The 24,952-nt window shown below is 55.5% G+C and carries 20 protein-coding genes; 12 read left to right on the plus strand and 8 right to left on the minus strand.

The window, feature by feature from the left end:
* Window positions 1-25 precede the first annotated feature (25 nt).
* The 3 genes from GOV90_RS09375 (at window position 26) to GOV90_RS09385 (ending at window position 4,976) form a co-directional block, all read left to right on the plus strand.
* A complete protein-coding gene (locus tag GOV90_RS09375) occupies window positions 26-631 on the plus strand; it encodes a TetR/AcrR family transcriptional regulator (protein ID WP_171095513.1) in 606 nt (201 codons plus the stop codon).
* A 116-nt stretch (window positions 632-747) separates the two neighbouring features.
* Window positions 748-1,848, plus strand: coding sequence for an efflux RND transporter periplasmic adaptor subunit (locus GOV90_RS09380; RefSeq protein ID WP_171095514.1), 1,101 nt, complete (start codon window positions 748-750; stop codon window positions 1,846-1,848).
* 8 nt (window positions 1,849-1,856) lie between these two features.
* Window positions 1,857-4,976: an efflux RND transporter permease subunit gene (locus tag GOV90_RS09385; RefSeq protein WP_171095516.1), complete on the plus strand. Its 3,120-nt coding sequence runs from the start codon at window positions 1,857-1,859 to the stop codon at window positions 4,974-4,976.
* 216 nt (window positions 4,977-5,192) lie between these two features.
* Here GOV90_RS09385 and GOV90_RS09390 read toward each other — a convergent pair whose 3' ends face one another.
* The gene (locus tag GOV90_RS09390) at window positions 5,193-6,221 is read right to left on the minus strand and encodes a substrate-binding domain-containing protein (RefSeq protein WP_171095518.1); all 1,029 of its coding nucleotides are present in this window, start codon (window positions 6,219-6,221) and stop codon (window positions 5,193-5,195) included.
* A gap of 137 nt (window positions 6,222-6,358) precedes the next feature.
* Here GOV90_RS09390 and GOV90_RS09395 point away from each other — a divergent pair, with 137 nt between their 5' ends.
* The 8 genes from GOV90_RS09395 (at window position 6,359) to GOV90_RS09430 (ending at window position 15,561) form a co-directional block, all read left to right on the plus strand.
* Window positions 6,359-7,345, plus strand: coding sequence for a substrate-binding domain-containing protein (locus tag GOV90_RS09395; RefSeq protein ID WP_171095520.1), 987 nt, complete (start codon window positions 6,359-6,361; stop codon window positions 7,343-7,345).
* A 62-nt stretch (window positions 7,346-7,407) separates the two neighbouring features.
* Entirely contained in the window at window positions 7,408-8,913 is a 1,506-nt protein-coding gene (locus GOV90_RS09400; protein WP_171095522.1) for a sugar ABC transporter ATP-binding protein, read from the plus strand.
* Window positions 8,906-9,913: an ABC transporter permease gene (locus tag GOV90_RS09405; protein ID WP_171095523.1), complete on the plus strand. Its 1,008-nt coding sequence runs from the start codon at window positions 8,906-8,908 to the stop codon at window positions 9,911-9,913. Before GOV90_RS09400 ends, GOV90_RS09405 begins: the two co-directional genes overlap by 8 nt.
* Window positions 9,910-10,902 (plus strand): ABC transporter permease, encoded by a 993-nt coding sequence (locus tag GOV90_RS09410; protein WP_171095526.1) that lies wholly within the window; start codon window positions 9,910-9,912, stop codon window positions 10,900-10,902. Before GOV90_RS09405 ends, GOV90_RS09410 begins: the two co-directional genes overlap by 4 nt.
* A 2-nt stretch (window positions 10,903-10,904) precedes the next feature.
* Entirely contained in the window at window positions 10,905-11,753 is an 849-nt protein-coding gene (locus tag GOV90_RS09415; protein WP_216602355.1) for a sugar phosphate isomerase/epimerase, read from the plus strand.
* 61 nt (window positions 11,754-11,814) lie between these two features.
* A complete protein-coding gene (locus GOV90_RS09420; protein ID WP_171095530.1) occupies window positions 11,815-13,242 on the plus strand; it encodes an FGGY family carbohydrate kinase in 1,428 nt (475 codons plus the stop codon).
* Window positions 13,235-13,915 (plus strand): class II aldolase/adducin family protein, encoded by a 681-nt coding sequence (locus tag GOV90_RS09425; RefSeq protein ID WP_171095532.1) that lies wholly within the window; start codon window positions 13,235-13,237, stop codon window positions 13,913-13,915. Before GOV90_RS09420 ends, GOV90_RS09425 begins: the two co-directional genes overlap by 8 nt.
* Before the next feature lie 32 nt (window positions 13,916-13,947).
* The gene (locus tag GOV90_RS09430) at window positions 13,948-15,561 is read left to right on the plus strand and encodes an FGGY-family carbohydrate kinase (RefSeq protein WP_171095534.1); all 1,614 of its coding nucleotides are present in this window, start codon (window positions 13,948-13,950) and stop codon (window positions 15,559-15,561) included.
* Window positions 15,562-15,695: 134 nt separating this feature from the next.
* Here GOV90_RS09430 and GOV90_RS09435 read toward each other — a convergent pair whose 3' ends face one another.
* The 7 genes from GOV90_RS09435 to GOV90_RS09465 all read right to left on the minus strand — a co-directional run bounded on the left by GOV90_RS09435 (window position 15,696) and on the right by GOV90_RS09465 (window position 23,218).
* Entirely contained in the window at window positions 15,696-17,189 is a 1,494-nt protein-coding gene (locus GOV90_RS09435) for a mannitol dehydrogenase family protein (protein WP_171095536.1), read from the minus strand.
* Window positions 17,189-17,962, minus strand: a complete 774-nt coding sequence (locus GOV90_RS09440) for an L-iditol 2-dehydrogenase (protein WP_171095539.1) — start codon at window positions 17,960-17,962, stop codon at window positions 17,189-17,191. The genes GOV90_RS09435 and GOV90_RS09440 overlap by 1 nt, the downstream gene beginning before the upstream one ends.
* Complete coding sequence (locus tag GOV90_RS09445; protein WP_171095540.1) at window positions 17,959-18,963, minus strand: ABC transporter ATP-binding protein; 1,005 nt, start codon at window positions 18,961-18,963, stop codon at window positions 17,959-17,961. The genes GOV90_RS09440 and GOV90_RS09445 overlap by 4 nt, the downstream gene beginning before the upstream one ends.
* Window positions 18,964-18,975: 12 nt before the next feature.
* On the minus strand, window positions 18,976-19,806 hold the full coding sequence (locus tag GOV90_RS09450; RefSeq protein ID WP_171095543.1) for a carbohydrate ABC transporter permease: 831 nt from the start codon (window positions 19,804-19,806) through the stop codon (window positions 18,976-18,978).
* Window positions 19,807-19,818: 12 nt separating this feature from the next.
* The gene (locus GOV90_RS09455; protein ID WP_171095545.1) at window positions 19,819-20,685 is read right to left on the minus strand and encodes a carbohydrate ABC transporter permease; all 867 of its coding nucleotides are present in this window, start codon (window positions 20,683-20,685) and stop codon (window positions 19,819-19,821) included.
* A 107-nt stretch (window positions 20,686-20,792) separates the two neighbouring features.
* Window positions 20,793-22,097 (minus strand): sugar ABC transporter substrate-binding protein, encoded by a 1,305-nt coding sequence (locus GOV90_RS09460; RefSeq protein WP_171095547.1) that lies wholly within the window; start codon window positions 22,095-22,097, stop codon window positions 20,793-20,795.
* A gap of 95 nt (window positions 22,098-22,192) precedes the next feature.
* Window positions 22,193-23,218, minus strand: a complete 1,026-nt coding sequence (locus GOV90_RS09465) for a LacI family DNA-binding transcriptional regulator (RefSeq protein WP_171095549.1) — start codon at window positions 23,216-23,218, stop codon at window positions 22,193-22,195.
* Window positions 23,219-23,326: 108 nt separating this feature from the next.
* On the opposite strand from GOV90_RS09465, the gene xylB reads away from it, so the two are divergent.
* Complete coding sequence (gene xylB, locus GOV90_RS09470) at window positions 23,327-24,763, plus strand: xylulokinase (RefSeq protein ID WP_171095551.1); 1,437 nt, start codon at window positions 23,327-23,329, stop codon at window positions 24,761-24,763.
* The last annotated feature ends 189 nt before the right edge of the window (window positions 24,764-24,952 follow it).

Raw genomic sequence — 24,952 nt, forward strand, 5'->3', positions numbered from 1 at the left:
CACGGAACGGCCAAGGTGGTTTGGGATGAATAAAGTAGAACCGATAAACAAGCTTGCGGACCGCAAAACCCATAAGGTCCGAAAGCGCGATGCGAAAAAACGCGAGATTGCCGAAAGCGCGATCAACGCGCTGAAAATCTATGGCTATGCGCGCACCACGCTGCGCGACATCGCCGCGCATTCAGATATGTCGCTGGGTAGCCTGCACTACTATTTTGAAGACAAAGACGAATTGCTTGTTTTCTGTGTCCGTCAATACAAGCTCCACTTTGTGGAGTTGATGACCTCGGCCGTAGAAGGGATCGAAGCGCCGGACAAGGCGATGAAAGCGTTTTGCCATGCTCTCGCCGAGACGATCCAGCAAGAGGCTGAACTGCACAGGCTTTGGTACGACATCCGCAATCAAGCCATGTTTGACGACACTTTTGAGCCCGTTGTGACAGAAATCGAAGAGCTTTTGATCGGGATGATGGCACCTCTGGCAGTGGAGCGGACAGAACAAGAGCGATTATATATGCGTCTGGACGGAGCGTTTCGGTTCCTGTTGCAGGGATACCTGAAAGGATCCCGGCCATCAGTCAAAGACATGCGATCCACATTTGTTTCTGTTGCCGCCGGTTCAGTATTCTGAAGCACGTGACATATTTCGGTTCGGCAATTCAGCCAAACCAGAATTCCGTTGCAGTGCCGCCTTCAGCCATCAATAGTATACTGGCAGCCATGTACTTGCGGATAAGCGAGCATCGGATGAAAAAAACGGCCCAGTTACTTAGTGTTCTGATCGCCCTTGGATTGGTGGGTCCCGCAGCTGCGCAATCTGACCCAACGGCGCCCAGCGTGGTGGTAGCTTCCGCAAAACTGGAGGAGCTGCAGAAGCAGGATAACTTCGTGGGTCGTGTGGTTGCTGATCAGAGTGTCGACCTTCAGGCCAGGGTGGAAGGCGTTCTGCTTGAGGTCAACTTTATCGAAGGGGGGGCCGTTACAAAGGGCGACGTTCTGTTCCGCATTGAGAAAAGGAAATATGCGGCCAGTGTTGAAGGCGCGCAGGCTGCTTTGAAAAGTGCCCAGGCTTCTGCGCTCAGCGCCAAGACGGAACTCGACCGGCAGCAGAAGCTTTTTGAGAAAGGCGATGTTCCCCAGTCCGTTCTGGACACGGCCAAGGCGGCCTATGACGAGGGTCAGGCTTCGGTGGATGAAGCGCAGGCCAATTTGAAGATCGCACAGATCGCGCTGGACCTTACGGACATCATCAGCCCTTTGGACGGGCGGATCGGTTTGTCGGCGATTGATGCAGGGAATATCGTCAATACCGACAGCGGCGTTTTGGCGACCGTCACAAGTGTTGACCCCATTCTGGTCAGCTTTTTTGTCAGTGAGCCTGTATTGCTGCGCGAACGCCGCAATGGATCAATCTCCCCCCAAGGTATCAAGCTTGCGACGCGGATCACTTTGGCCGACGGTCTGGCCTACGAGACAGAAGGTAAGGTGACGTATGTGGGCGACAGTGTCAGTCAGGACACCGATACTATTGAGTTGAGGGCCACGTTCTCAAATCCCGATGGGTTTCTCATTCCTGGGCAGTTTGTCAGCGTCACGCTCAGCGGGCCGGACGACTCCAGGGTGTTGACTGTGCCGCGCAATGCGGTTCAGTTCGATAAGCAAGGCTACTTCGTGTTCTCTGTCGATAGCAAAGACACGGTTCATCGTATTGACATCGAAATTGGCACTCAGACGGCAACCAGAACCCAGGTAAAATCCGGCCTTAAGGACGGAGATCGCGTGGTCGTGCAGGGGTTGCAGAAAATTCACGACGGCCTACTCGTGAAACCGGTCGATAGTCAGAGTTAGGGCTTGGCTTGGTCTCTCACTATTTCATCAATCGCCCGCATTTTGCTGCAGTCATCGCGATTTTGATGGTTCTCTTCGGCGCGGTTTGTGTGCGTCTTTTGCCTATTTCGGAATATCCGAACATTACGCCACCGCAGATCTATGTGTCTGCAAAGTACCCCGGCGCGGATGCGCAGGTGATACAGGAATCCGTGGCCACTCCCATCGAGGAACGTGTGAACGGAATCGATGGCATGTTGTACATGAAGTCCAAAAGCTCGAACGATGGCAGCTATGTTCTGAGTGTTTCGTTCCAGTTGGGAACAGATCCCAATGTTGCTGCGGTTGAGGTGCAAAACCGCATCGCGCTGGCAAGCGCAGAACTGCCGTCCGTTGTTCAGCAACAGGGCATCGAGGTCACCAAACAATCCGGCAACATGATCCTTGTGATCAACCTGACCTCGCCGGACGGTTCGCGTGATGAACTATATCTGAGTAATTATGCGGCCGATTTCCTGCATGATCCCTTACAACGTCTGCAAGGTGTGGGTGGGGTCACGCAGTTCGGTCAACTGGAATACAGTATGCGGATCTGGATCAACCCGGTTCGTATGGCCGCGCTGAACGTCACCGCGTCAGAGATCGCCGATGCGATTAAAAACCAAAATGTTGTCGCAGCAGCTGGTCAGGTTGGCGCTCCGCCATTTGGCGATGCGCGCACGGATTTCCAGTTTAAACTGCGTGCAGAGGGCCTGTTGCGAAGCGCGGAAGAGTTCGGCCGGATCATCATTTCCACTGGCGATGACGGGTCGATAACCCGACTGGAGGACATAGCGCGGATCGAGCTCGGTTCGGCCACCTATAGCGGCTCTTCGCAACTCAATGGCAAGGACACGGCGGCCATTGCTGTGCATCAGGAGAGTACTGCCAACGCGCTTGAGATTTCAGACAGCGTCCACAACCTGATGGGTGAACTGTCAAAAAAGTTTCCCGAAGGAGTCTCGTATGAGATCACCTATGACGTCACTGACGCCGTGCGTGTTTCAATCGAAGATATTCTTAAAACTCTGGCGCTGACCGCAGGATTGGTGATCGCGGTCACATTTCTCTTTTTGGCCAGTATCCGGGCGACCATTGTTCCGGCAATTGCAATTCCGGTCTCTCTGCTGGGCGCAATCGCACTGATTTATGCGATTGGATTCAGTGCAAACATGATCACGTTGTTTGCCTTGGTCCTCGCCATCACGCTTGTGGTCGATGACGCGATAATCATCATCGAGAACGCCGAACGGATCATGACCGAAGAAAGGCTTGAACCGCGCGAGGCTACGCTTAAGGCGATGTCACAAGTCAATCGCCCGATCATTGCAACCACTTTTGTGCTGGCGGCAGTCTTTGCACCGGTCTGTTTTTTCCCCGGCTTGACCGGAACGATCTATTACCAGTTTGCGGCGACAATTATCTTTGCTTTTGTGCTGTCGGCGGTGAATGCACTGACCCTGGCCCCGGTGCTGTGCGCGATGGTCCTGAAATCAGGTATGCAACCGATTGGTCCATTGCGTTTTGTGCCGTTGGCGGTTTCATGGGGTAGGCGGCAGTACATGCGTTTGGTGTCGTGGATGTTAAGATACATCGCGGTGTCACTGCTTTTTTTCGCCGCCTGTATCGGGGCGACAATTTATCTGTTCAGAACGGTGCCAACCGGCCTTATCCCGCAAGAAGACAATGGTGTTCTGCTCTCGGCTATGACGCTTCCTGATGGTGCCTCGCTACAGCGTACACAGGCCTTTATGGCCAAGGCCGGTACGGTGATCGAAAAAGCACCCGGTGTGGACACTGTCACCACGGTGTCCGGGGCGAGCATGCTGGCAGGTGGCCGGTCGAATGTCGGTATGGCGATTGTTACTCTTAAGCCGTGGGACGAACGCACCAGCCCGGATCTGCACTGGGATGCGATTATGCGAGACCTGGACCAACAGCTGGCCACCCTGCCAGAGGCGGAAAGCTATGTGTTTCCGTTCCCAACAATCCACGGGCTAGGATCGGCGGGCGGAATTTCGGTCGAGCTTTTGGAGTATGAAAAAGGGGACGGTGTGCAACTGGATGCGGTGATGAACGCATTTGTGACCGCGTTGAATGCCGCACCCGAATTTACCCGCGCACATGGTAGTTTTTCGGGTCAGACACCACAGTATCATCTGTCAGTGGATCGGGACCGGGCCGAGACACTTGGCGTAAGCGTGTCTGACATATTCACGGCGCTACAAGCCAATCTCAGCTCGTTTTTTGTCGACAACTTTATCGTGTCCGATCGGGTCTATTGGGTCGTCATTTCAGCTGATGCGCCATTTCGTCAAACACTGGAGGATGTGGACAACATCTATGTCAAAAACAGTTCGGGCGAGTCGCTGCCGTTGCGAAATTTTCTGAGCAGTGAGCCGGTACTCGCGCCAGACACGATCCCCCGGTACAACCTTTTCACTGCAGCGTCTGTCAGCGCGCAATTGGCCGAAGGGGTCAGTTCAGGTGCGGGCATCAAAGCGATTCAAGAGATTGCAGACAAAACACTACCGGACGGCTTTGGGATCGAGTGGTCCGGTGTGACGCAGCAAGAAGTAGAATCTCATGGCATGGTGCCATTTATCATGTTGTCTGCCTTGATACTGGCCTACTTGTTTCTGGTGGTTCTGTATGAAAGCTGGATATTGCCCTTGTCGATCATCACGTCGGCCGTCTTTGCATTGCTGGGCGCGCTTATTCCGTTGGCACTGTTTCCGTTTTTGACAAGCAACATATTCGCGCAGATTGGAATGGTGTTGCTCATCGGGCTGGCGGTCAAAAAGGCCATCATGGTTGTTGAGTTCGCCAATCAGGAAAGGCGTTCCGGCACCAATATTCACGAGGCGGCGATCAAAGCTGCCGAAATCCGGTTTCGTCCTGTGACGATGACGGGTCTGTGTTTCATCGTCGGAGTTCTGCCGTTGGTATTGTCCAGCGGTGCCGGTGCAGAGGCGCGCGTGTCCATCGGTTACCCGGTACTATTTGGCATGGTGGTGGATAGCACATTGGGCCTGCTGATGATCCCCGTACTCTATGCTGCGTTTCAGACGCTAAGGGAAAGGCTGATACAGACCGTTTGGGTGCGCTAGTTTGTTCGTTTCGTTGGCAGGTGGACGCTTCGACGAGGCAGAACTCAATGTGTTCTGAGCCTAGGTTGCGGAATTGCGCATCGTGTTTTTAGAACGACAAAAGTTCACGGACACAAATTTTGAAACATGCGAAAGGCGAACAAAGTGCATTGCGAAGGCCGATCACGTCACTTTCTCAAGTGATCTGCGGAAGCAAAAGGCAGGGTTCCGGTTCGTTTACGTACCTTCAGACATTACAATCGGTTGTATGTGTATCACGTCGGAACCGTATGGCGCTGCGTTGTCGATGACCTGGAACATGGTGTCCACCATGGCGGTGACATCCTGGCGAACCGAGAACAGGTTTTGTGCCATATATTGCGCAAATGGATCCCAGTCGAAACTTCCAAAGAGAATTGTGTCCAGCGCGGCTCTGTCATTCTGTGCCAACCACTCGAAGACACCTTCCAATGAAATCGTAGAGTTTACGAACATAGCCGTCGGCATGCGGCCCGAAGCTTTCACTTTTGCCGAAAATGCTGCTTTGGATTTCGACGCTGCATAGCCGCAAGCCAGGATGTTGTCTTCTATCGGACGCGCGCCAGCACGTGTGAACGCGTCTCTAAAGCCACGTATCCGTTCACTTGTGTTGTGGTCAGTCGGACGTCCCCCAACGAACAGAAACTCATCTTGCCAGTTGAGCCCTTTCGCATCAGCGCGTTCAATCAATGCCTCGGTCAGCTTATATGCGCCGCTGTAATTGTCGGATATTATGGAAGGTGCAGCAGTTCCCGGCAGATCAAGGTTGATCGTCGGCACGTTCTGCGCACGGCAAATCTCGGCAATACCATCGGGATCGGATGCGCCGGTGCACACAATGTGATCCACGTTGTAGGACAGCATTTGCCTGACGGTGGCCAATTCCAGTTCAGGTTCGCGATGCGTGCACGAGGTCATCGGTAGCAGGCCCCTGGCGCGCGAGGCTGATTCAAAGCGCTCTGCGATGGCTCCGAAATAGCGGTTATCATACATTGGGATGATCATACCGATCATGCTTGATCTGACACTGCGCAGCGCACGCGCCTGCATATTTGGTGCATACCCCATCTCGCTTGCCAGTTTTCGGATGGTGTTTGCACGCTCTTCGCTGATGCGTCGGTTGCGCCAGGATCCGTTTAGTACTGCCCCGACCGTGCTTGCCGAAGTGCCTGCGCGGTCCGCGATATCGTAGATCGTGACCTGCTTATTTGTATCGGTTTTCGCCAAAAATATATCCCTTTGACAAAATTAGCGGTTTCAATATAGCCTATGCACCATCGATTGCGCAACAAAGAACAACCGATGGTGCAATTATTTATAGGCCGAGTGCTGCTGTTTGGCGCTGGCCAATTAGGGAGGAAGTTATGAAGACAAAAATGATACTCGCAGCTTCTGTCTGCACACTTGCCCTAACAGCGACCTCGGCTGCTGCCGAGACCACGATGGGAATCGTAGTAAAGATCGGAGGGATTCCCTGGTTCAACGCGATGGAAGAAGGCATCAAAGAGCGCGCCGGTGAGTTGGGTGTCAGTGCCGAAATGATTGGTCCGACGTCTGCCGACCCAGCCCTTCAGGTCCGTGCAATCGAAGATCTGATCGCAAAGGGCGTTGATGTGATCGGGGTGGTGCCAAATGATGAGGCCGCGCTTGAACCCGTATTGCAAAAAGCCATGGATGCCGGGATCAAGGTGATTGCACATGAAGGTCCGGGCCTTAACAATGTGGACTGGAACTTCGAGCTGGCCTCAGCAGATGGGTTTGGAGAGGCACATGCCAAATTGCTGTGCGAGAAAACCGAAGAGCCCGGTACCTACGCTGTCTATGTCGGGTCACTGACCGTACCACTACACAACGCGTGGGCGGATGCAGGTATCGCCTGGCTGGCCGAAAACTGTTCCGAAAAGCTGCAGCCGGTTGGTGATCGCTATGGCGTAGCAGAAAGTGTCGATGACAGCCGTTCCACCGCACTTGATCTCATCGCGGCAAATCCGGATCTGCGCGGGTTCCTTGCTTTTGGAAGCCAGGGTCCGATTGGGGCAGGGCGCGCGATTGAAGAACGTCGTCTGGGTGGCAAGGTCCACGTGCTTGGCCCGTTCTCGCCGGGTCAGGGTCAGAAACTGTTGAAAGATGATGTCATATCCGGTGGGTTTATGTGGAATCCGGCCGAGGCAGGCCGTGTTTTTGTCACCTTGGGTGATATGCTTGTGAATGGAGAGGAAATCACCGAAGGCACCGAGATTGAAGGTTTGGGTGTTGTTAGCCCGGATGAAGCGACCCGCAACATCATCACGGACAACCTTTTGGAGATCAATAAAAGCACAGTCGACGAGTTGGCTGCGAAAGGTCTCTGAGGTCGTGTTTCGACGGTTTGGAGACCTGCGACACGTGGGTCTCCACTCAGGCATAGAACACAATGAAAACTGATCCTGATACGGCCCCGGCGTTGAGGCTGCGAAACGTCTCGAAAACCTTCGGCGGGGTAAAAGCGCTGAAATCCGTCGATTTCGAAGTGCGGCCGGGCGAGGTGCATTGCCTTGCCGGAGAAAACGGCTGCGGAAAGTCAACGCTGATCAAGATCGTTACAGGGGTTTATACAGCTGATCCCGGTGCTGAATTGGAATTGTTCGGCCACAGCTTTACTACGATTTCTCCAACAAAAGCGCGGGCGTTGGGTATTGCCGTCATATGGCAGGATCTTGCGCTGTTTCCGCATATGACAGTGGCGGAAAACATCGCTTTTGATGAGATGGTCGGGCTGATACCGCGCCTGACTTTTGGAAGCCACTACAGACGCCATGTCCAATCGATTCTTGATCGATTGCATGTACCATTGAACCTTGATACCCGTCTGGGAGACCTACCGATCGCGCAACGCCAGATCGTTGCCATTGCCCGTGCATTGATGGGTGAAGCCCGGCTGGTGTTCATGGATGAACCGACAGCTTCGCTGACCCAAACCGAAACAGATGCATTGCTAGAGGTGGTACGCACGCTATCCTCACAAGGGATCGCTGTTGTCTTTGTCAGTCACCGTCTGGCCGAAGTTATCGACATTTCTGAGCGTGTCACAGTTCTGCGCGACGGTAAGCTTGTCGGCGTGTATTCTACGGAAAACATGACACAATCCCGTCTTGGTGAACTAATGACCGGGGCGTTGTTGGAGCACACAGTCAATGCGCAGGACCGCGCACAGGCGGAACCCGTGCTGGAAGTTGAAGGGGTAAGCAGACAAGGCGAATTCCAGAATGTCTCCCTGACCATCCGACGCGGAGAGGTGCTTGGCCTTACCGGCTTGATCGGAGCTGGCCGAACAGAGCTTGCCCACGCACTGATCGGAATGAACCCGTTGGATGTGGGCGAAATCCGGTTGGAGGGTACTCCGGTCCGCTTTGCCTCAATTCGCGAGGCCATCGCACGCGGTGTTGCCTATGTATCCGAAGACCGCCTGTCTTTAGGACTTATCCAGCCGCAATCCATTGCGGACAATACCGCTATTTCTGTGCTTGACCGCATTCTCAATGGCCTTGGCTTGTTGTCTCCCAAACGCCAATCCGACCTTGTTGGGCACTGGATCAGAGAACTTGCCGTGAAAATTGGAAGGCCGGAAGATGCGGTCTCGACACTATCAGGAGGCAACCAGCAAAGAGTTGTTTTGGCAAAATGGCTGGCAACCGAACCACGGCTTTTGATCCTGGACAGTCCGACTGTCGGTGTGGATGTCGGGGCGCGGGCCGGTATATTTAAGATTGTGCGTCAGTTGGCCGATGAGGGACTGGCGATCCTTCTGATCTCGGACGAAGTGACCGAAGCGATGTTCAATTCGGATCGTGTCCTTCACATGGCGGATGGGCAGATTGTGGGCGAATACGATCCACGCACCACCAGCGTGTCTGAACTAGAGGCACGTATCTATGCGTGACCACTTTCGAACACACCCCGTCGAAGCGCGCCTCAGCGTCGTCCTGCTTTTGATGATCTTCGGTTTGTCGTTTGGCACCGACACATTCCTGACAATGGGAAATGTCACGTCGCTGTTGAACAATAACGCAGTCAATCTGATCTGGGCGGTCGGCTTGCTGGTTGTCCTTATTGCTGGCGGGATCGATATTTCCTTTGCGGTGGCTGCTTCGGTTGTTCAATACGTGGCAGCTCAGGTTTTCATGAGCATTGGCGGCGGCAATTGGGCGATTGGTTTTTTCGTTGCAGCTCTGCTCGGGATCGGTCTCGGGCTGGTCAACGCGCTTTTGATCCACGGATTTCGGGTGATTTCCATCGTTATCACCATCGCCACGTTCAATGCGTTCTTTGGATTGCTGATGTTCTTCACCAAAGGCCGAAACATCTACAACCTGCCGGATTGGTGGACCGACCGCATCTTCATCTTCGAAAGGCAGGCGGCGGACGGGACCTGGTCAGAACTGAATCTCTCGGTTGCTGTCATGATTGTCTGTGTGGTCGCGACTTGGGGTCTCATTCGCCTGACTACGCTTGGTCGCCAGCTTTATGCTTTTGGCGATAATCCCGAGGGCGCTCGGCGTGCGGGTGTGAATATCTGGCAGATGCAGATCGTCGCCTTTGGATGGTGCGGAATGATGGCCGGGATCGGTGGGTTGATGCAGGTAAACATTGCGCAAGAGGTGGTGCCAAATGCGCTTTACGGTCGAGAGTTGGACGTGTTGGCCGCGGTTGTGCTTGGCGGCGCCCGATTAGGCGGCGGTCGTGGCACCGTCTTTGGATGCATTCTGGGGGTTATGTTTGTCGCGATCACGCAAAACGGTCTGAACCTTCTGGGGATCTCTCCCTTTGCGTTCCAGATGATTATCGGCGCTGCCATCCTGTTGGCGATTTCGTCATCGAACCTGAGTTTTGGGTGGCGTCCGCGTGCTGCCACTAGTGTTGCAAAGGCAGAAACGGGATGAACCTGCGCGAACGGATACATGCGGCACTTGGGGCCGAAACCTTACCATTGCTTGTCTTTCTCGGCTTGGTCTTTCTGGCGTTTTCCCTGGCGACACCGTTGTTTTTGACGGGCGCTAATTTACGCTCGATGGCTTTTCAGATGCCGGTATTGGGTTTGCTGACATTGGCTATGCTTGTGCCGATCCTGTCTGGCGGATTGAACCTTGCGATCATCTTTCAGGCCAACATCTCGGGGCTCGCATTGGCGTGGGTTCTCATCGCGTTCGGAGGGGCCGAAGCGGGGCCAGGGGCTTTCGTTCTTGGAGCAGCGCTTGCCTTGCTGGCTGGTGCCGCTTCCGGCGCCGTCATGGGACTCGTGGTGGCTTATGTGGGCGCGCACCCCATTCTGGTTTCGCTGGCCATGATGATTTTCCTGCGTGGTTTGGGTGAATTTCTGACGCGCGGCGGCGATATTTCGGGGTTCCCGGAATATATGAATGTACTGGGTCACGGCAGTTTTCTGGGCATTCCGGTTCCGATGATCATCTTCCTGTTGGCCGCGCTCGTTTGGCACATCATGCTCAAACGCACGCGGCACGGGTTCTCGGTCTACATGATCGGTTCGAACATTCAGGCGTCTGAGTATTCCGGGCTGCCGACACGTCGTACCCTTGTGTTGATCTATGCCATTTCAGGCATGATCTGCGCTGTGGCGGGCATCCTGATGGCAGCGCGCTTCAATTCAGTCCGTGTCGGCCATGGTGAGGCGTTGCTTTTGGTAACTGTTCTGGCGTGTTTTCTGGGCGGGATTGATCCGTTCGGAGGGTTCGGGCGCGTGCTGCCAGTGGTCCTGGCCCTGATTATTCTGCAAGCTCTTTCATCAGGTCTGAACCTGATCGGTGCCAACCAGCATCTGTCTACGGCTGTCTGGGGTTTGTTTCTGATTGGCGTGATGGCGTTGCGGTGGGTTGGCGCGCGATGGCAATTAAAACGACGAAGAGGGACATGATTATGGAAGGTTTCGGCGTACATACCAGCATGTGGACAATGCACTGGGATCGCGATGGGGCCGAGCGGACAATACCCGCCGCCGCCGCCTATCAGATGGACTTCATCGAGATTGCCCTGCTGGATACAGGCGTTGTCGACGCGGCCCATACGCGTGACTTACTTGAAAAACACGAGATGCGGGCTGTCTGCTCGCTGGGGCTGCCCGATCAAAACTGGGCCTCGGTCAATCCCGATGGCGCAATCGGGCACCTTGTCAACGCTATGGACAAAGCCAAGGAGATGGGCGCAGAAGCCCTGTCCGGCGTCACGTACGGTGGGATCGGAGAACGCACGGGTGTGCCGCCCACTCAGGCCGAGTATGACAATATCGCCCGCGCCTTGGAGGGCGCCGCGAAACACGCAAAAACGCTGGGCATCGCCTTTGGTATCGAGCCCGTGAATCGCTATGAGAACCACTTGATCAATACGGGCTGGCAGGCAGTTGAAATGATCGAGAAAGTAGGTGCCGATAATATTTTCATCCATCTCGACACTTATCACATGAATATCGAAGAGAAGGGCGCAGGCAACGGTATCCTCGATGCACGCGAACACCTGCGCTACATTCATTTGTCGGAAAGTGACCGCGGCACGCCGGGCGAGGGGACCTGTGATTGGGACGAGATCTACGCCACTTTGGCGGCGATTGGGTTCAAGGGCGGGCTCGCAATGGAGAGTTTCATCAATATGCCGCCACAGATCGGGTACGGGCTGGCGATTTGGCGACCCGTTGCCCCTTCTTTCAAGGATGTTATGGACAAGGGTTTGCCGTTCCTCAGGAACAAGGCCGCCCAATATCGGCTCATATGACTGCGGTGCAAGGTTCACCCGGACATGAGAGAGGCCGTCCCACTACCCCCGTGGTAAGGCGTTGACGGGCAAGGGAGATATCGCGGTTCTAGACGTTGGTAAAACCAATGTCGAACTTTGGGTCGCCAGCGAAGATGGCACTTTGCTGGAGAATTGGTCGACCCCCAACACTGTGCTGGATGGCCAGATTTGGCGGTTTCACGACCTGGATGGTATCGCAGCCTGGCTTATCGGCACGCTTTGCGAGCTCTGCCAACGGCACCCAATTCGGACGATTGTTCCCGTTGGTCACGGTTCGGGCGGTGTGCTTGTGGGTTCCGATCCGGATAGCACCGGCTCCGGATGCGTCTTGCCCATGATCGACTATGAACAGGCATGTCCACCCGAAATTGATGTGGAATATCGCAGAAAGGCGGGAACGTTCGAGGACCGTGGCAGTCCGGTAATGATGGCTTCCACTCACTCCGCCCGACAGTTGCTATGGATGGAGCGTGCCTGTCCAACTGAGTTCGGAAAGGCCCGGCATTTTCTGAATATTGCGCAATTCTGGGGATGGTGGCTGACGGGTGTTGCGGCTTCGGAATACTCTGCGATGGGCGCGCAGTCGCATCTGTGGAACGTCCCGCGCCGCCGCTGGACACCAATAGTTCAAGACCATGGCTGGCAGAGATTGATCCCAGAGTTTCGGGCGGCCTGGGAACCGCTTGGACCGGTTCGCAACACTCTGGTGCAGCGTTTCGGGATGCCTCAAAACCTGGTTGTACTGACTGGCGCGCATGACTCTTCCGCGAATTTCTTCCGGTATCTGGCTTCTCAGATTGCCGACTTTACACTTGTTTCCACGGGTACTTGGGTGGTTGCATTGTCGCGCGAAGCAGACATTGCAAGTCTTGATCAAACGCGCGGAACAACAATCAACGCCGATATGGATGGCGACCCGGTCGGAGGTGCATTGACGATGGGTGGGCGCGAATTCTCGGCCATAGCAGGACCAGACCCCGATAAACAGGCTGCCGATCGCAAGGTCTTGGAACGATTGATTAGACGCGGAACCATGGCGATACCAAGTTTTGGAGAAAACGAAGGGCAGTTTCCCGGCTCGGCAAGGCAAGGGCATTTCGTTGGGGCACCTCCGGCAGACGAGTTAGAACGCAAAGCGCTGGCGGTGCTTCATTCGGCGTTGCTGACAGTGACCTGTTCTGATGTGTTGAACGGTGGGGACAGGCTTATTCTGGATGGGACCTTTCTGAATGAGCCGCTTTATGCGCCCATTGTTGCTGCTCTGCGCCCGCAACGTCGGACCGAAGCGTCACATGAAACGCATGGTGTTGTCGCAGGTGCGTTGCAACTGGCTTGCAAACACTCTGGATCTTCACCGCCACCTCTGGCGCTTGATCCGGTAACCCCTATTGTGATGCCTGGTCTGGCAGAATACGCGATGCAGTGGCGCGAGGCCGCAAACGAACAAGGAGCCCGCCTCAATGACTGAACGAGAATTGCGCGAGCGCATGGTCGAGACATGCCTAAAGATGAATGCCACCGGAATTAATCAGGGTACGGCAGGCAATTTGTCGGCCCGTTTCGAGCGCGGGTTCCTGATCACGCCATCATCTCTGCCGTATGACAAGATGAAACCCGAAGATCTGGTCGAGATGGATTTCGAGGGCACCTATGTCGGGCGCAGGCCATCGTCGGAATGGCGGTTCCACCGTGATATTTTGCAAAAGCGCACGGATATCGATGTGGTGCTGCACTGTCACTCGGTCTACGCAACCACGCTTGCCTGTCACCATCGTCAGATTCCGGCGTTTCACTACATGGTCGGTGTGGCCGGGGGCACAACGATTCCTTGCGCAGAATACGCAACCTTTGGGACTCAGGATTTGTCTGACGCGGTGCTGACTGCGCTTAAGGACCGAACCGCGTGTCTATTGGCCCAACACGGGCAGATCGCGATTGGCAAGACTTTGGACGAAGCTCTTTGGCTGGCGACTGAAGTCGAGACCTTGTCGCGCCTTTACGTGCAGGCGTTGCCGTTGGGGGAACCACCGGTATTGTCGGACGATGAAATGTCACGTGTTATCGATCAGATGCAGCGTATGAAGTATGGTTTTGGACCTGAGTCCGAGGGCAGCAACGATGTTGCGAGGCCACGCAACTAACAACGCCAGAGAAAGCGGAAGAGACGGGTACAATGCGATTTTTCTTGGGGGTTGATGTCGGGACCGGCAGTGCGCGCGCAGGAATATTCGATTCAGAAGGTCACCTGCAAGGCTGCGGTGTGTGTGAACTTGCGCTGTTTCAAGAAGGCGCGGATATTGTCGAACAATCCTCGACGCAAGCTTGGTCCGCAGTCTGCAAGGCTGTGCAAGCAGCAGTGGGCCAGAGCAACGTCGACCTGAAGGATGTTGCCGGCATCGGGTTCGATGCCACATGTTCTCTCGTCGTTGTAGGCAAGAACGGGGCACCGTTACCCGTGGGATCCAGCGGGGACGCAGCGCGGGACATCATCGTTTGGATGGATCATCGTGCCATGGCAGAGGCGGATGAAATCAACGCAACGAAGCATGCTGTTCTGGCTTATGTGGGCGGAGCTGTTTCACCCGAAATGCAGTTACCGAAGCTTCTTTGGCTCAAACGCCACATGCCCGAAACATTTACTGCTGCCGAGCATTTCTTTGACCTGACGGATTTCCTGACATGGAAGGCCACAGGATTTACGGCGCGGTCAAGTTGCACGGTGACATGCAAATGGACCTACGTCGCGCGAAGCGGCGGTTGGGATGAAAGCTTTTTCAAACAAACAGGTCTAGGCGAACTGGCGGAAGAAGGCTTTCGTCGCATTGGCAATGAAATTGTCGACCCAGGGCAGCCTTTGGCGAATGGACTTACTGCCGATGCGGCCAAATCGCTTGGTCTTGTCGCGGGTACCCCTGTGGCCGCCGGGTTGATCGACGCTCATGCTGGCGGTGTCGGAACGGTGGGCGCAAAGGGGCTTGGTCCTGCGATCGAAAACATGGCGTATGTGTTCGGGACATCTTCTTGTACAATGACAACAACCGCTAATCCTACTTTTGTTCCTGGTGTCTGGGGTCCGTACTACTCGGCAATGCTGCCGGGCATGTGGCTGAATGAAGGTGGTCAGTCCGCTGCTGGCGTTGGAATAGAGCGGCTGATTGCGATGCACCCCGCAGTCCAGCAAGCGGCAGATCACGCCAAAAATGCGGACCTTTCCGTTCCCAACTGGCTGATGACGAAGGCAACGGAAATGGTCGACAGCTCTGGCCATCTTGTTGACCTCGCCCGTGACTTGCATGTTGTTCCCGAGTTCCTCGGCAACCGCGCACCGTTTGCCGACCCGCGCACACGCGCGGTGATTGCAGGGCTGGACATGGACACATCGCTGGACAGTCTTGTCAGCCTCTATATCGCAGGTCTCTGTGGGTTGGGCTACGGGCTGCGGCAGATCATCGAAACGCAGGCGGAACACAATGCCAAAATCTCGAACATAGTTGTCTCCGGAGGGGCCAGCCGACAAGAGCCCGTGCGGCAGCTTTTGGCGGATACAACGGGCATCTCAATTTCTGGCCCGGAAACTGAAGAGCCGGTTCTTTTAGGCGCGGCGATCCTTGGGGCCTGCGCAGCCGGACAGCACGGTGCGAGTTTGTCCAAATGTATGTCAGAGATGTCACGCGTTTCTGATGTTTATCGGCCCTCGGGCGGACGGATTTCAGATCTTCATCAAAGACGATTTCAAACCTATCAAGCTTTTCAAACTGTAGCACGCGAAGCTGCTGCTTTGATGTAGGGTTTGTTTTTGCAACATTCCCCGTTGGCCAATTGTATCGCCAAGTTCTGACCATTTTACTGATAAAATGGTGCTGAAATCGAAACCGATACCCCGAAACACGGCTGCCAGTTCGCCTTAAGTGACCGGATCAATCATGCGATGTATCGAGCTATAGCTGCCCGGCTCCCATTCCGCCAAATCGCGTTCAGCCACATGGCAAAGACTTCGGCAAATCGCGTTCCGCGCCCGAGGTCGCCGTAATACTGACGCTGTTCGAGCCATGCTTCCGGATCGGCTTTAGAGACCAAAGCAGCTTTGTGCAGGGTGTCCCATTGCGGATCGTTGGGCTCAATCTCCGAGCCGTCTTCACGAATACCCGCACACATCCGGCACCAGAAAGCTTCGGCAAGTGCAAGCCCATTTGCGAAAGACCCAGATGCCGTTGCATCGCGCAGCGATGGAAGCAGAAAACCCGGATGCCGTGCCGATCCGTCGAACGCAACCCGGCGCGTCGTGTCATGAACTGCGGTGTTTGCAAACCGCTTCTCAACCAACTCTAGGTATTCTTTCGGGGTCGTTCCGGGAACGGCTTCGACAAACGGCAAAATATCATCTGCTTGAACTTTCCGAAAAAATGCCAGGATGTCCGGGTCTGACATACAATCGGATATTGTCGAAACATTTAGAATTTCACCGACATTCGCAAGCAGTTGGTGACCGCCGTTCAATATGCGCAGTTTCATTGTTTCGTAGCTATGGACATCGCGGGTCAGCGTTACCCCAACCTTTTCGAGTGGCGGTCGTCCTGCGCAGAAATCATCTTCGACCACCCATTGACGGAAGTTTTCGTGAGAGACCGGCGCGCGGTCGTCGACGCCAAGCGCGCGGCACTGCGATATCACTTGGTCTGTGGTTGCCGGAACGATGCAATCCACCATGGAATTGGGGAACGCGCCGTTTCGGTCAATCCACTCGGCCAGATCAGTGTCAGACAGGCGCGCCAGCCCGACAACGCATTCTCGCAGGATTGCCCCATTGCCCTGAAGGTTGTCGCAACTTAACGCGGTGAATGGTCTGAGGCCTGTGTCCCGGCGTTTTTTCAAGGCCGAAACGATTGCGCCAAAAACCGTACGGGGTTGATCCGGGTTTTTCGCATCATACCGAATATCTTCGTGATCAAGGCCGAGCGTACCGGTATTGGCGTTCAGAAAATACCCGCCTTCCGTTACCGTCATTGACACGATTTTCGTGGATGGCTCGGCCATGCATTGGATCAAAGTACCATTGCCGGGTTCAATCGGCAGGTAATCAATCATCGACCCGATTACCTCTGCTGTTATCCCGTTGGGATCCAGCTCGATCAACGTTGTCAGGCAGTCCTGTTCCAGCAGGCGTTCTCGCATCTTGGCGTCATAGTTTCGTACACCGGCCCCAATGATCGCCCAGTCATAGGCCAGACCTTGCTGCATCAGTTGGTGAATGTACCAAGCCTGATGCGCACGATGAAAGTTACCAAGCCCGATGTGAACGATGCCCGGCGCAAGGTCAGCGCGTTCATACGCGGGCGTCCCAACACTTTCTGGCAGGTCTGGCAGGGTGTTGCGCTGTAACCTGACCGGGAGATTTGCGTTCGCCAGAGGGTCCATCAGCTCATCCAGTTTCCGCCGTCGACGTTGTAGGTTTGTGCGACAATGTATTCGGCCTCATCCGAGGCTAGAAACACCGCCATCCCGGTCAGATCGTCGGCGCGACCCATCCGGCCGTACGGAACGGATGCCGCCACTTCGCGTTTCTTTTGACCAAGCGGTTTGCCCTCATGTTTTGCGAAGAAAGCATCGACACCGTCCCAATGCTCGCCGTCGACGACACCTGGGGCAATGGCGTTCACGTTGATCCCATGAGAGATCAGGTTCAGTCCCGCAGATTGCGTGAGGGAGATAATCGCGGCTTTGCTGGCACAGTAAACAGCGACCAAAGGTTCGCCCCTGCGCCCGGCCTGCGATGCCATGTTTATGATCCGACCCTTGGTTCCATGCTCGATCATATGGCGCGCAACGGCTTGCATTGTGAACAGGGCGCCCGCGACGTTGATGTTGAAAACACGGTTGTAATCTGAGCGCTCGATTTCGACGATGGGTGCCGCTGAGAAGATGGCTGCGTTATTGATCAATATGTCGATGGGGCCGAGAAGTGAGGCCGTCTTGGCAACGGCTGCGTCTATGCTCTGTTGGCTGGTTACGTCCATTTCGATAGCAAAGGCGGCCTCGCCTATCCCGGCGGCTGCGTCCTGCGCACGCTTGATTTCAATGTCGGCTATAGCTACGCGGGCGCCCTCTGCCACATATGCTTCGGCAAACGCCAATCCAATGCCGCGCGCGGCCCCGGTGATCAGGGCGGTTTTGCCTGCCAGCCGTTTCATTCGATCCGCAGACCTTTTGCGTCAAACCGGTGAATGACGTCATCCCTTGGTGTCAGGTGGATGCGGTCCCCATGGCGGAACCCAACCTCGCCATCCGCACGGACGGTGATCGTTTCCGCCAATCCGGTTTCGTGAACGTGGAAAAAGGTGTCGGATCCAAGGTGCTCTGAAACACTTACAACCCCAGACCATTCACCTTCCGTTTCTGAGACAGCAATATGTTCTGGCCGGATTCCAATGGTTTGAGCGCCGAGTTTTGCCGCTTCTGGCCCTTCGATGAAGTTCATCTTTGGCGAGCCGATGAAGCCAGCTACGAACAGATTGCGCGGTGTGCGGTATAGCTCCAGCGGGCTGCCGACTTGCTCGATCACGCCGGCCTGTAGAACAACGATTTTGTCAGCCATAGTCATGGCTTCCACCTGATCGTGGGTCACGTAGATCATCGTCGTTGCAAGACGTTCGTGCAGTTCACTGATTTCCAACCGCATACCTACGCGCAACGCCGCGTCGAGGTTTGAAAGAGGTTCATCGAACAGGAACGCCGCCGGTTCCCGAACAATCGCCCTGCCAATTGCCACGCGCTGGCGCTGACCACCGGACAGTTGGCCGGGGCGGCGGTCCAGATAGTCGGTCAGGTTCAAAACGCTTGCAGCGCCTTCGACGCGTTTGTCGATCTCGGCCTGATCCAGCTTGGCCATGCGCAAGGGAAAAGCGATGTTCTTGCGCACTGTCATATGCGGGTAGAGCGCGTAAGACTGGAACACCATCGCCAATCCACGTTTGGCGGGCGGCACGTCTGTGGCGTCCGAACCGTCAATGTCGATGGAGCCTGAGGTGATGTCTTCCAAACCCGCGATCAGGCGCAGAAGGGTGGACTTGCCGCAACCCGAGGGGCCGACGAAGACGGTGAACTCGCCATCTTCAATGGTTAGGTCCAGTGGCGGGATGACCTGCACGTCGCCGAAGCTTTTGGTCACGGACTTGAGTTGAATGCGTCCCATGTGTCGTGTTCCTTATTTCACAGCGCCGAAGGTCAGGCCGCGTACAAGTTGTTTCTGGCTGAACCAGCCAAGGATCAGGATCGGTGCGATAGCCATGGTCGAGGCCGCGCTGAGCTTGGCGAAGAACAGGCCCTCGGGGCTGGAGTAACTGGCGATGAAAGCCGTAAGCGGTGCCGCATCAACGGCCGTCAGATTGAGCGTCCAGAACGCCTCGTTCCACGCGAGGATGAAGTTCAGCAGCACCGTTGAGGCGATGCCGGGGATAGCCATGGGTGTCAGGACGTAGAGGATTTCTTCTTTCAGAGTTGCGCCATCCATCCGCGCGGCCTCCAGAATCTCTCCCGGAATTTCGCGGAAGTATGTGTAGAGCATCCAGACGATGATCGGCAGGTTGATCAGCATCAAGACGACGACCAGCCCTCCACGCGTGTCCAGCAGGCCCAGACGGATGAACAGCAGGTAAATCGGGTACAGCACGCCGACCGCAGGTAGCATCTTGGTGGACAACATCCACAGCAGGATGTCCTTGGTGCGCTTGGACGGAACAAAAGCCATTGCCCAGGCTGCGGGCACCGCGATGATCACACCCAATACGGTCGACCCACCTGCGATGATGACCGAATTCCACAGGAACCGCATATAATCCGAGCGCTCCTGCACGATGGCGTAATTCTCAAGCGTCCAGTTGAAGTTCAGAAAAATCGGTGGGCTTGCAATTGCCTGCGCCTCGGTCTTGAAGCTGGTCAGGATCGTCCACAGGATCGGGAAAAAAATCAGCAGTCCAACGGCCCAGGCAAGGGCAGTGTTCAGCGATTTGCGGCGGGTTGTGACGGCGCGGGCCATGGTCTTACCTCCTCACGCGTCCAGGTTTTTGCCGACGATGCGCATTAGGAAGATCGCAACGATATTGGCAAGGATGATGGCGTAGACACCTCCGGCGGATCCGAGGCCGACATTCTGGCTTTCCAGCACGCGCTGGAAGATCAGGTAGGTGAGTGTGCGGGTGCCGAACGCACCGCCCGTGGTCACGAAGATCTCGGCGAAGATCGACAGAAGAAAGATGGTCTGGATCAGGATCACGATGGTGATCGCGCGACTCAGATGCGGTAGGATGATGTGGTAAAAGCGTTTCAGGACCGGTGCGCCGTCCATCTCTGCCGCTTCCAACTGCTCACTGTCCAGCGACTGGATCGCGGTCAACAGGATCAATGTTGCAAAGGGCAGCCACTGCCAAGAGACGATTATGATGATCGAGGTCATCGACGCCTCGGACAGCCATGAGATCGGCTCGGCCCCGAAAAAACGCCACAGATGCGCCAGCAGGCCGTTGACCGGGTCCATGAACATGTTTTTCCAGACCAGCGCCGACACGGTGGGCATGACAAAGAAGGGTGCGATGACGAGGATGCGGACAACCCCTTGGCCCCACATCGGTTGATCCAGAAGCATCGCCAGTAGGATGCCCAGAACAACGGTGATGACCAGAACACCGCCGACGATCATCAGCGTTGCCTGAACTGCAGGCCAAAACGAACTGGACGAGACAAAGCGGACGTAGTTGTCGAACCCGACCCATCCCAGATCACCGCCACGCAGGGGCAGGTACTTCTTGAAGGAAAAATACAGCGTCATCGTCAGAGGCACCAGCATCCAGCCAAGCAGCAGGATCACTGCGGGTGCCATCATCAGGCGAGCAACGGATCGGGAATGTTGAGTAGCCATGACGCAAGACCTCTCTGTTCAGGCGTAGCTTAGCCTGCGAGAAAAACGCGGGTTGTGGAAGGGTTGAGGCGGGGGGCAGAGCGCTGCCCACCCGCGGGGAGAAGACGTCAGTACCCTGCGGCTTCCATTTCTTCAGCGGTGAAGGCCTGCGCTTTTTCAAGCGCCTCGTCCACCGTCTGTTGTCCGGCATAGACTGCCGAGAACTCCTGGCTCACCTGCGTGGCGATGCCTGCGAATTCCGGGATCGCGACGAACTGGATGCCAACATAGGGCGTCGGTTGCGCGCAGCAGTTGTCGGGGTCTGCCGCAAGGATCGAATCCAGCGTCATCTTGGCGAATGGAACCTTCTGGTATTCCGGATTCTCATACAGTGAGGTCCGTGCACCCGGAGGCACATTGGCCCAGCCTTCATTTTCGGCCACCAACTCTATGTAGTCTTTCGAAGTTGCCCACTCGATGAACTGCTTGGCGGCATCTTCCTGCTGCGTGCCCGCAGGAATGGCCAGTGCCCAAGCCCACAGCCAGTTGGCACGTTTGTCCACACCTTCTGAATTTGGTGCCAGCGCAAAGCCAACCTGGTCAGCCACGGTCGAGTCATTAGGGTTGGTCACAAAGGATGCCGCAACGGTGGCGTCGATCCACATGCCGCACTTGCCCTGCTGGAACAGCGAGAGGTTTTCGTTGAACCCGTTGGTTGCATATCCCGCTGGGCCAGACTCATTCATCATATCGACGAAAAAGGTCAGCGCCTCTTTCCATTGGGGTTGATCGAACTGAGGTTTCCAGTCCTCATCGAACCAGCGGGCACCGAAGGAATTCCCGGTCACGGTGATAAACGCACCGCCCTCACCCCAACCGGCCTTGCCGCGCAGGCAAATGCCGTTGATGTCGTTGTCGCGGTCGGTCATGGCTGCCGCAGCTTCACGGATGAACTGCCACGTCGGCGCATCAGGCATCTCCAGCCCGGCCTGTTCCATCAGGTCGGTGCGATACATCACCATCGAGCTTTCGCCGTAGAACGGGGCTGCATACAGTGTGCCGTCGTTGCTGAGGCCGTTGCGCATCGCGGGCAGGATGTCGTCCACGTCATATTCGGCGGACATGCCTTCCAACGGGACCAGCCAGCCATTCGCGCCCCAGATCGGCGTTTCGTACATGCCGATGGTCATGATATCGAACTGACCGCCCTTGGTGGTGATGTCGGTGGTCACGCGCTGACGCAGCACGTTTTCTTCCAGTGTCACCCATTCGACGTCGATGCCGGTCGCTTCGGTGAATTTGTCGGTATAGCCCTGCATCCGGATCATGTCGCCGTTGTTCACAGTGGCGATGGTAATGGATTGCGCGTGGGCCGCTGCCGTGGCGACGAAAGTCAATGCAGTCGCCGCACGAAGTGCGTGCTTCAGATACATCCCTGTCCTCCCTGAGCTTGGATGTCGTGCAGGGAGCCTAGATCGTAAATTGTCGCGCCGTCAATAAAAACTTTACGCGCGTTAAAATAATTCGTTTATGCAGAATCCCTCAGAACCAGCCTTGCGGGAAAAAGGGTTTCACTGCGTGTTTCAAATTCTCCACCATTTTCAATAAGTTCGAACAAAGTCTCTACGCTGCGCCCCGCAACGTTGTCGTAGTCATGTGCAGCAGTCGTCAGAGACGGGCACGTAAACTTTGCAAAGGGGTGATCGTCATTCGAGGCCACGCGCAGCGTGCAATCATCTTTGCGCCCTACCCGAATCCCCTGTTCAAAACAGGCCGCAAGAAATCCAATGGCCAGCCGGTCATTGCTGCACAAAACCGAGTTTGTCTTCAGCCCACGCTCTGCCAGAACTTTCAAAGCGCCCCGATGCCCAATCTCTTCAAAAGCCCAGCCTTTGCCATCGACTTTGATGATATGAGGCTCGAACCCCAAGCGTTCCATAACCTCAATATAGGCCTTCCGTCGCTTATTTGCGTTTGGGTTTGCAGGTGTGCGCATTTCAAAGAAAGAAGGCGGCTCGCCTGTCCGTGTCATGTATTCCACGGTCTGCGATACAAAGCTGAAATTGTCCGAGCCAACAAAAGCTGCCCCAAGACCATCAAGGTTACTGTCGAACAGGACGGTTGGCACATTGGCACAGAATTTTTCGACTGCGGATCGGTCCGAGATGCGCCCCAATGGTGCCAGCAAAACCCCTGCGGGTTTCATGGATTGCAGCCCGTCCAGAATTTCGTTTTCCAGTTTTTGTTCCCCGTGTGAGCTGAACAGGGACGGTCGATAGCCCGCCGCAATGCAGGATTGTTCCAGATACCGGGCAATTTCAGCGAAGAACGGATCGGCAAGATAGGGCACGACGATGCCAATGTTCTTGGTCAGTTTCCGGTTCTGGTTCACAGCATAGATATTCGGGCGGTAGTCAAACCGTTCCAGCGCCTCTTCGATGCGCGCTCTTGTTGTCGGGCGTACGCTGTCGGGGTCGTGGAAATACTTAGACACCGTGGGTCGCGAGATCCCGCTGAGGGCCGCGAACTCTTCCATGTTTTTTATCTTGGTCATTCCAGTCTGCCTGCGGATTCCAGCCGCCTTGATCTTATCATATTTTTACATATTCTTTGCGCGCGACAAAAAATCAATAGCCGGACATGAGCAGTGCAAGAGGTCTGAATGTATCTCGGGATTGATATCGGAACATCAGCAGTCAAACTTGTCTGCACGGATACCGACCGGATTCTCGCCACGTCCTCGGTAGGGATCGACACGTCCTCGCCGCGGCCCGGATGGTCCGAGCAGCACCCTGACATGTGGTGGGATGCAACACGCGACGCATTGAACCAACTTTCCGGACAAGTCATGCTGTCGGGCGTGAAAGCCATCGGTTTGTCTGGTCAGATGCATGGGGCTGTGTTGCTGGACCACGATCTGCGTCCGATCCGCCCGGCAATCCTTTGGAATGACAGCAGATCAGCGCGAGAATGCGACGAACTGCGCATGGCCCAGCCGCAAATCGGGCAGATCGCAGGCGTTCTTCCGCTGCCAGGATTTACAGCGCCCAAGATTGCTTGGCTGAAACAAAATGAACCCGAACACTATTCGCGTCTCGCTCATATGCTGCTGCCCAAGGATTATATCGGCTTATGCCTGCATGGAGAATTGGCAACCGATACCTCAGATGCTGCGGGAACACTTTGGCTGGATCAGGCCGCGCGCAACTGGCATGTCGGTGTTGCTGAGGCCACTGGCGTCTTACCCAGTTGGTTGCCACCGATTTTTGACGGCACCGACGTTATAGGAAGTGTAACAGCACAAGCTGCCGCGATAACCGGGTTGAAGGCAGGTGTTCCTGTGGTGGCCGGAGGAGGTGACGCGGCAACAGGTGCTGTATCTCTGGGTGCTACCGAACCGGGACGTGGGTTTATCTCACTGGGAACATCCGGCCAACTGTTCGTGGCAGATCGCGAATACAAACCCAACCCTGAACGTTATGTACACGCATTTGCGCACACGTTGCCGGGCCGTTGGTATCAAATGGCCGCAATGCTGAACGGTGCGCGGCCAATTTCGTGGATAGGTGGGCAGCTGGGGCTTTCCGCTGCCGAGGTTGTTGCCCTTGCCGAAACGGCCAGCGGAGAGCGTTTGCCGATCTTCCTGCCTTACCTGACTGGCGAGCGAAGTCCCTTAGGAGATCCCCATATCCGCGCGAGCTTCTTTGGTCTTGAGGATTCGACAACACGCGCTGAAATCTGTCGTTCTGTGGTAGAAGCAATTGCATTTTGCTTTGCTGACGCGGCACAGAGTTTCGGCGATACAATTGACAATTTACCTGAATTGGCCGCTATCGGAGGGGGCAGCCAGTCAGATCTGTTATTGCGCCTGATCGCCACGGTCACGGGGAAACCCATCGTGCGCTCACAAGGGTCCGATTCAGGTCCAGCCTTTGGTGCTGCCCGTCTTGCGGCCTGCGGTGTTGGTGCTTTGCAAGAGGCGGACCTTGCAGTTCAGCCGTCCACAACTGACAGGTTTGAACCTGACGAGATGGCCGCTTTGTCTGAACGATTGCAGCGATTTCGCCGGTTGTACAAAGCTTTCAGCGTTGTCGATTGATCGCCATGCGCAAACGGTCGTCTTTGACCCCTCGGGTCAATAGCGTTCCTGCGAGCAGCCATGAATACGATCAGGCGTTCTGACAACAGTCATAGCCAGCCCTGAGGATACGGAACTGGTGCGATACCCCGAACTTGTCAGACAGGAAGCCCACCGACCACATATGATCGTTCCTCTACGCTCCAGCAT

Origin of the sequence: Ruegeria sp. HKCCA5929 (assembly GCF_013034525.1) — a bacterium.
Classification (GTDB): domain Bacteria; phylum Pseudomonadota; class Alphaproteobacteria; order Rhodobacterales; family Rhodobacteraceae; genus Ruegeria.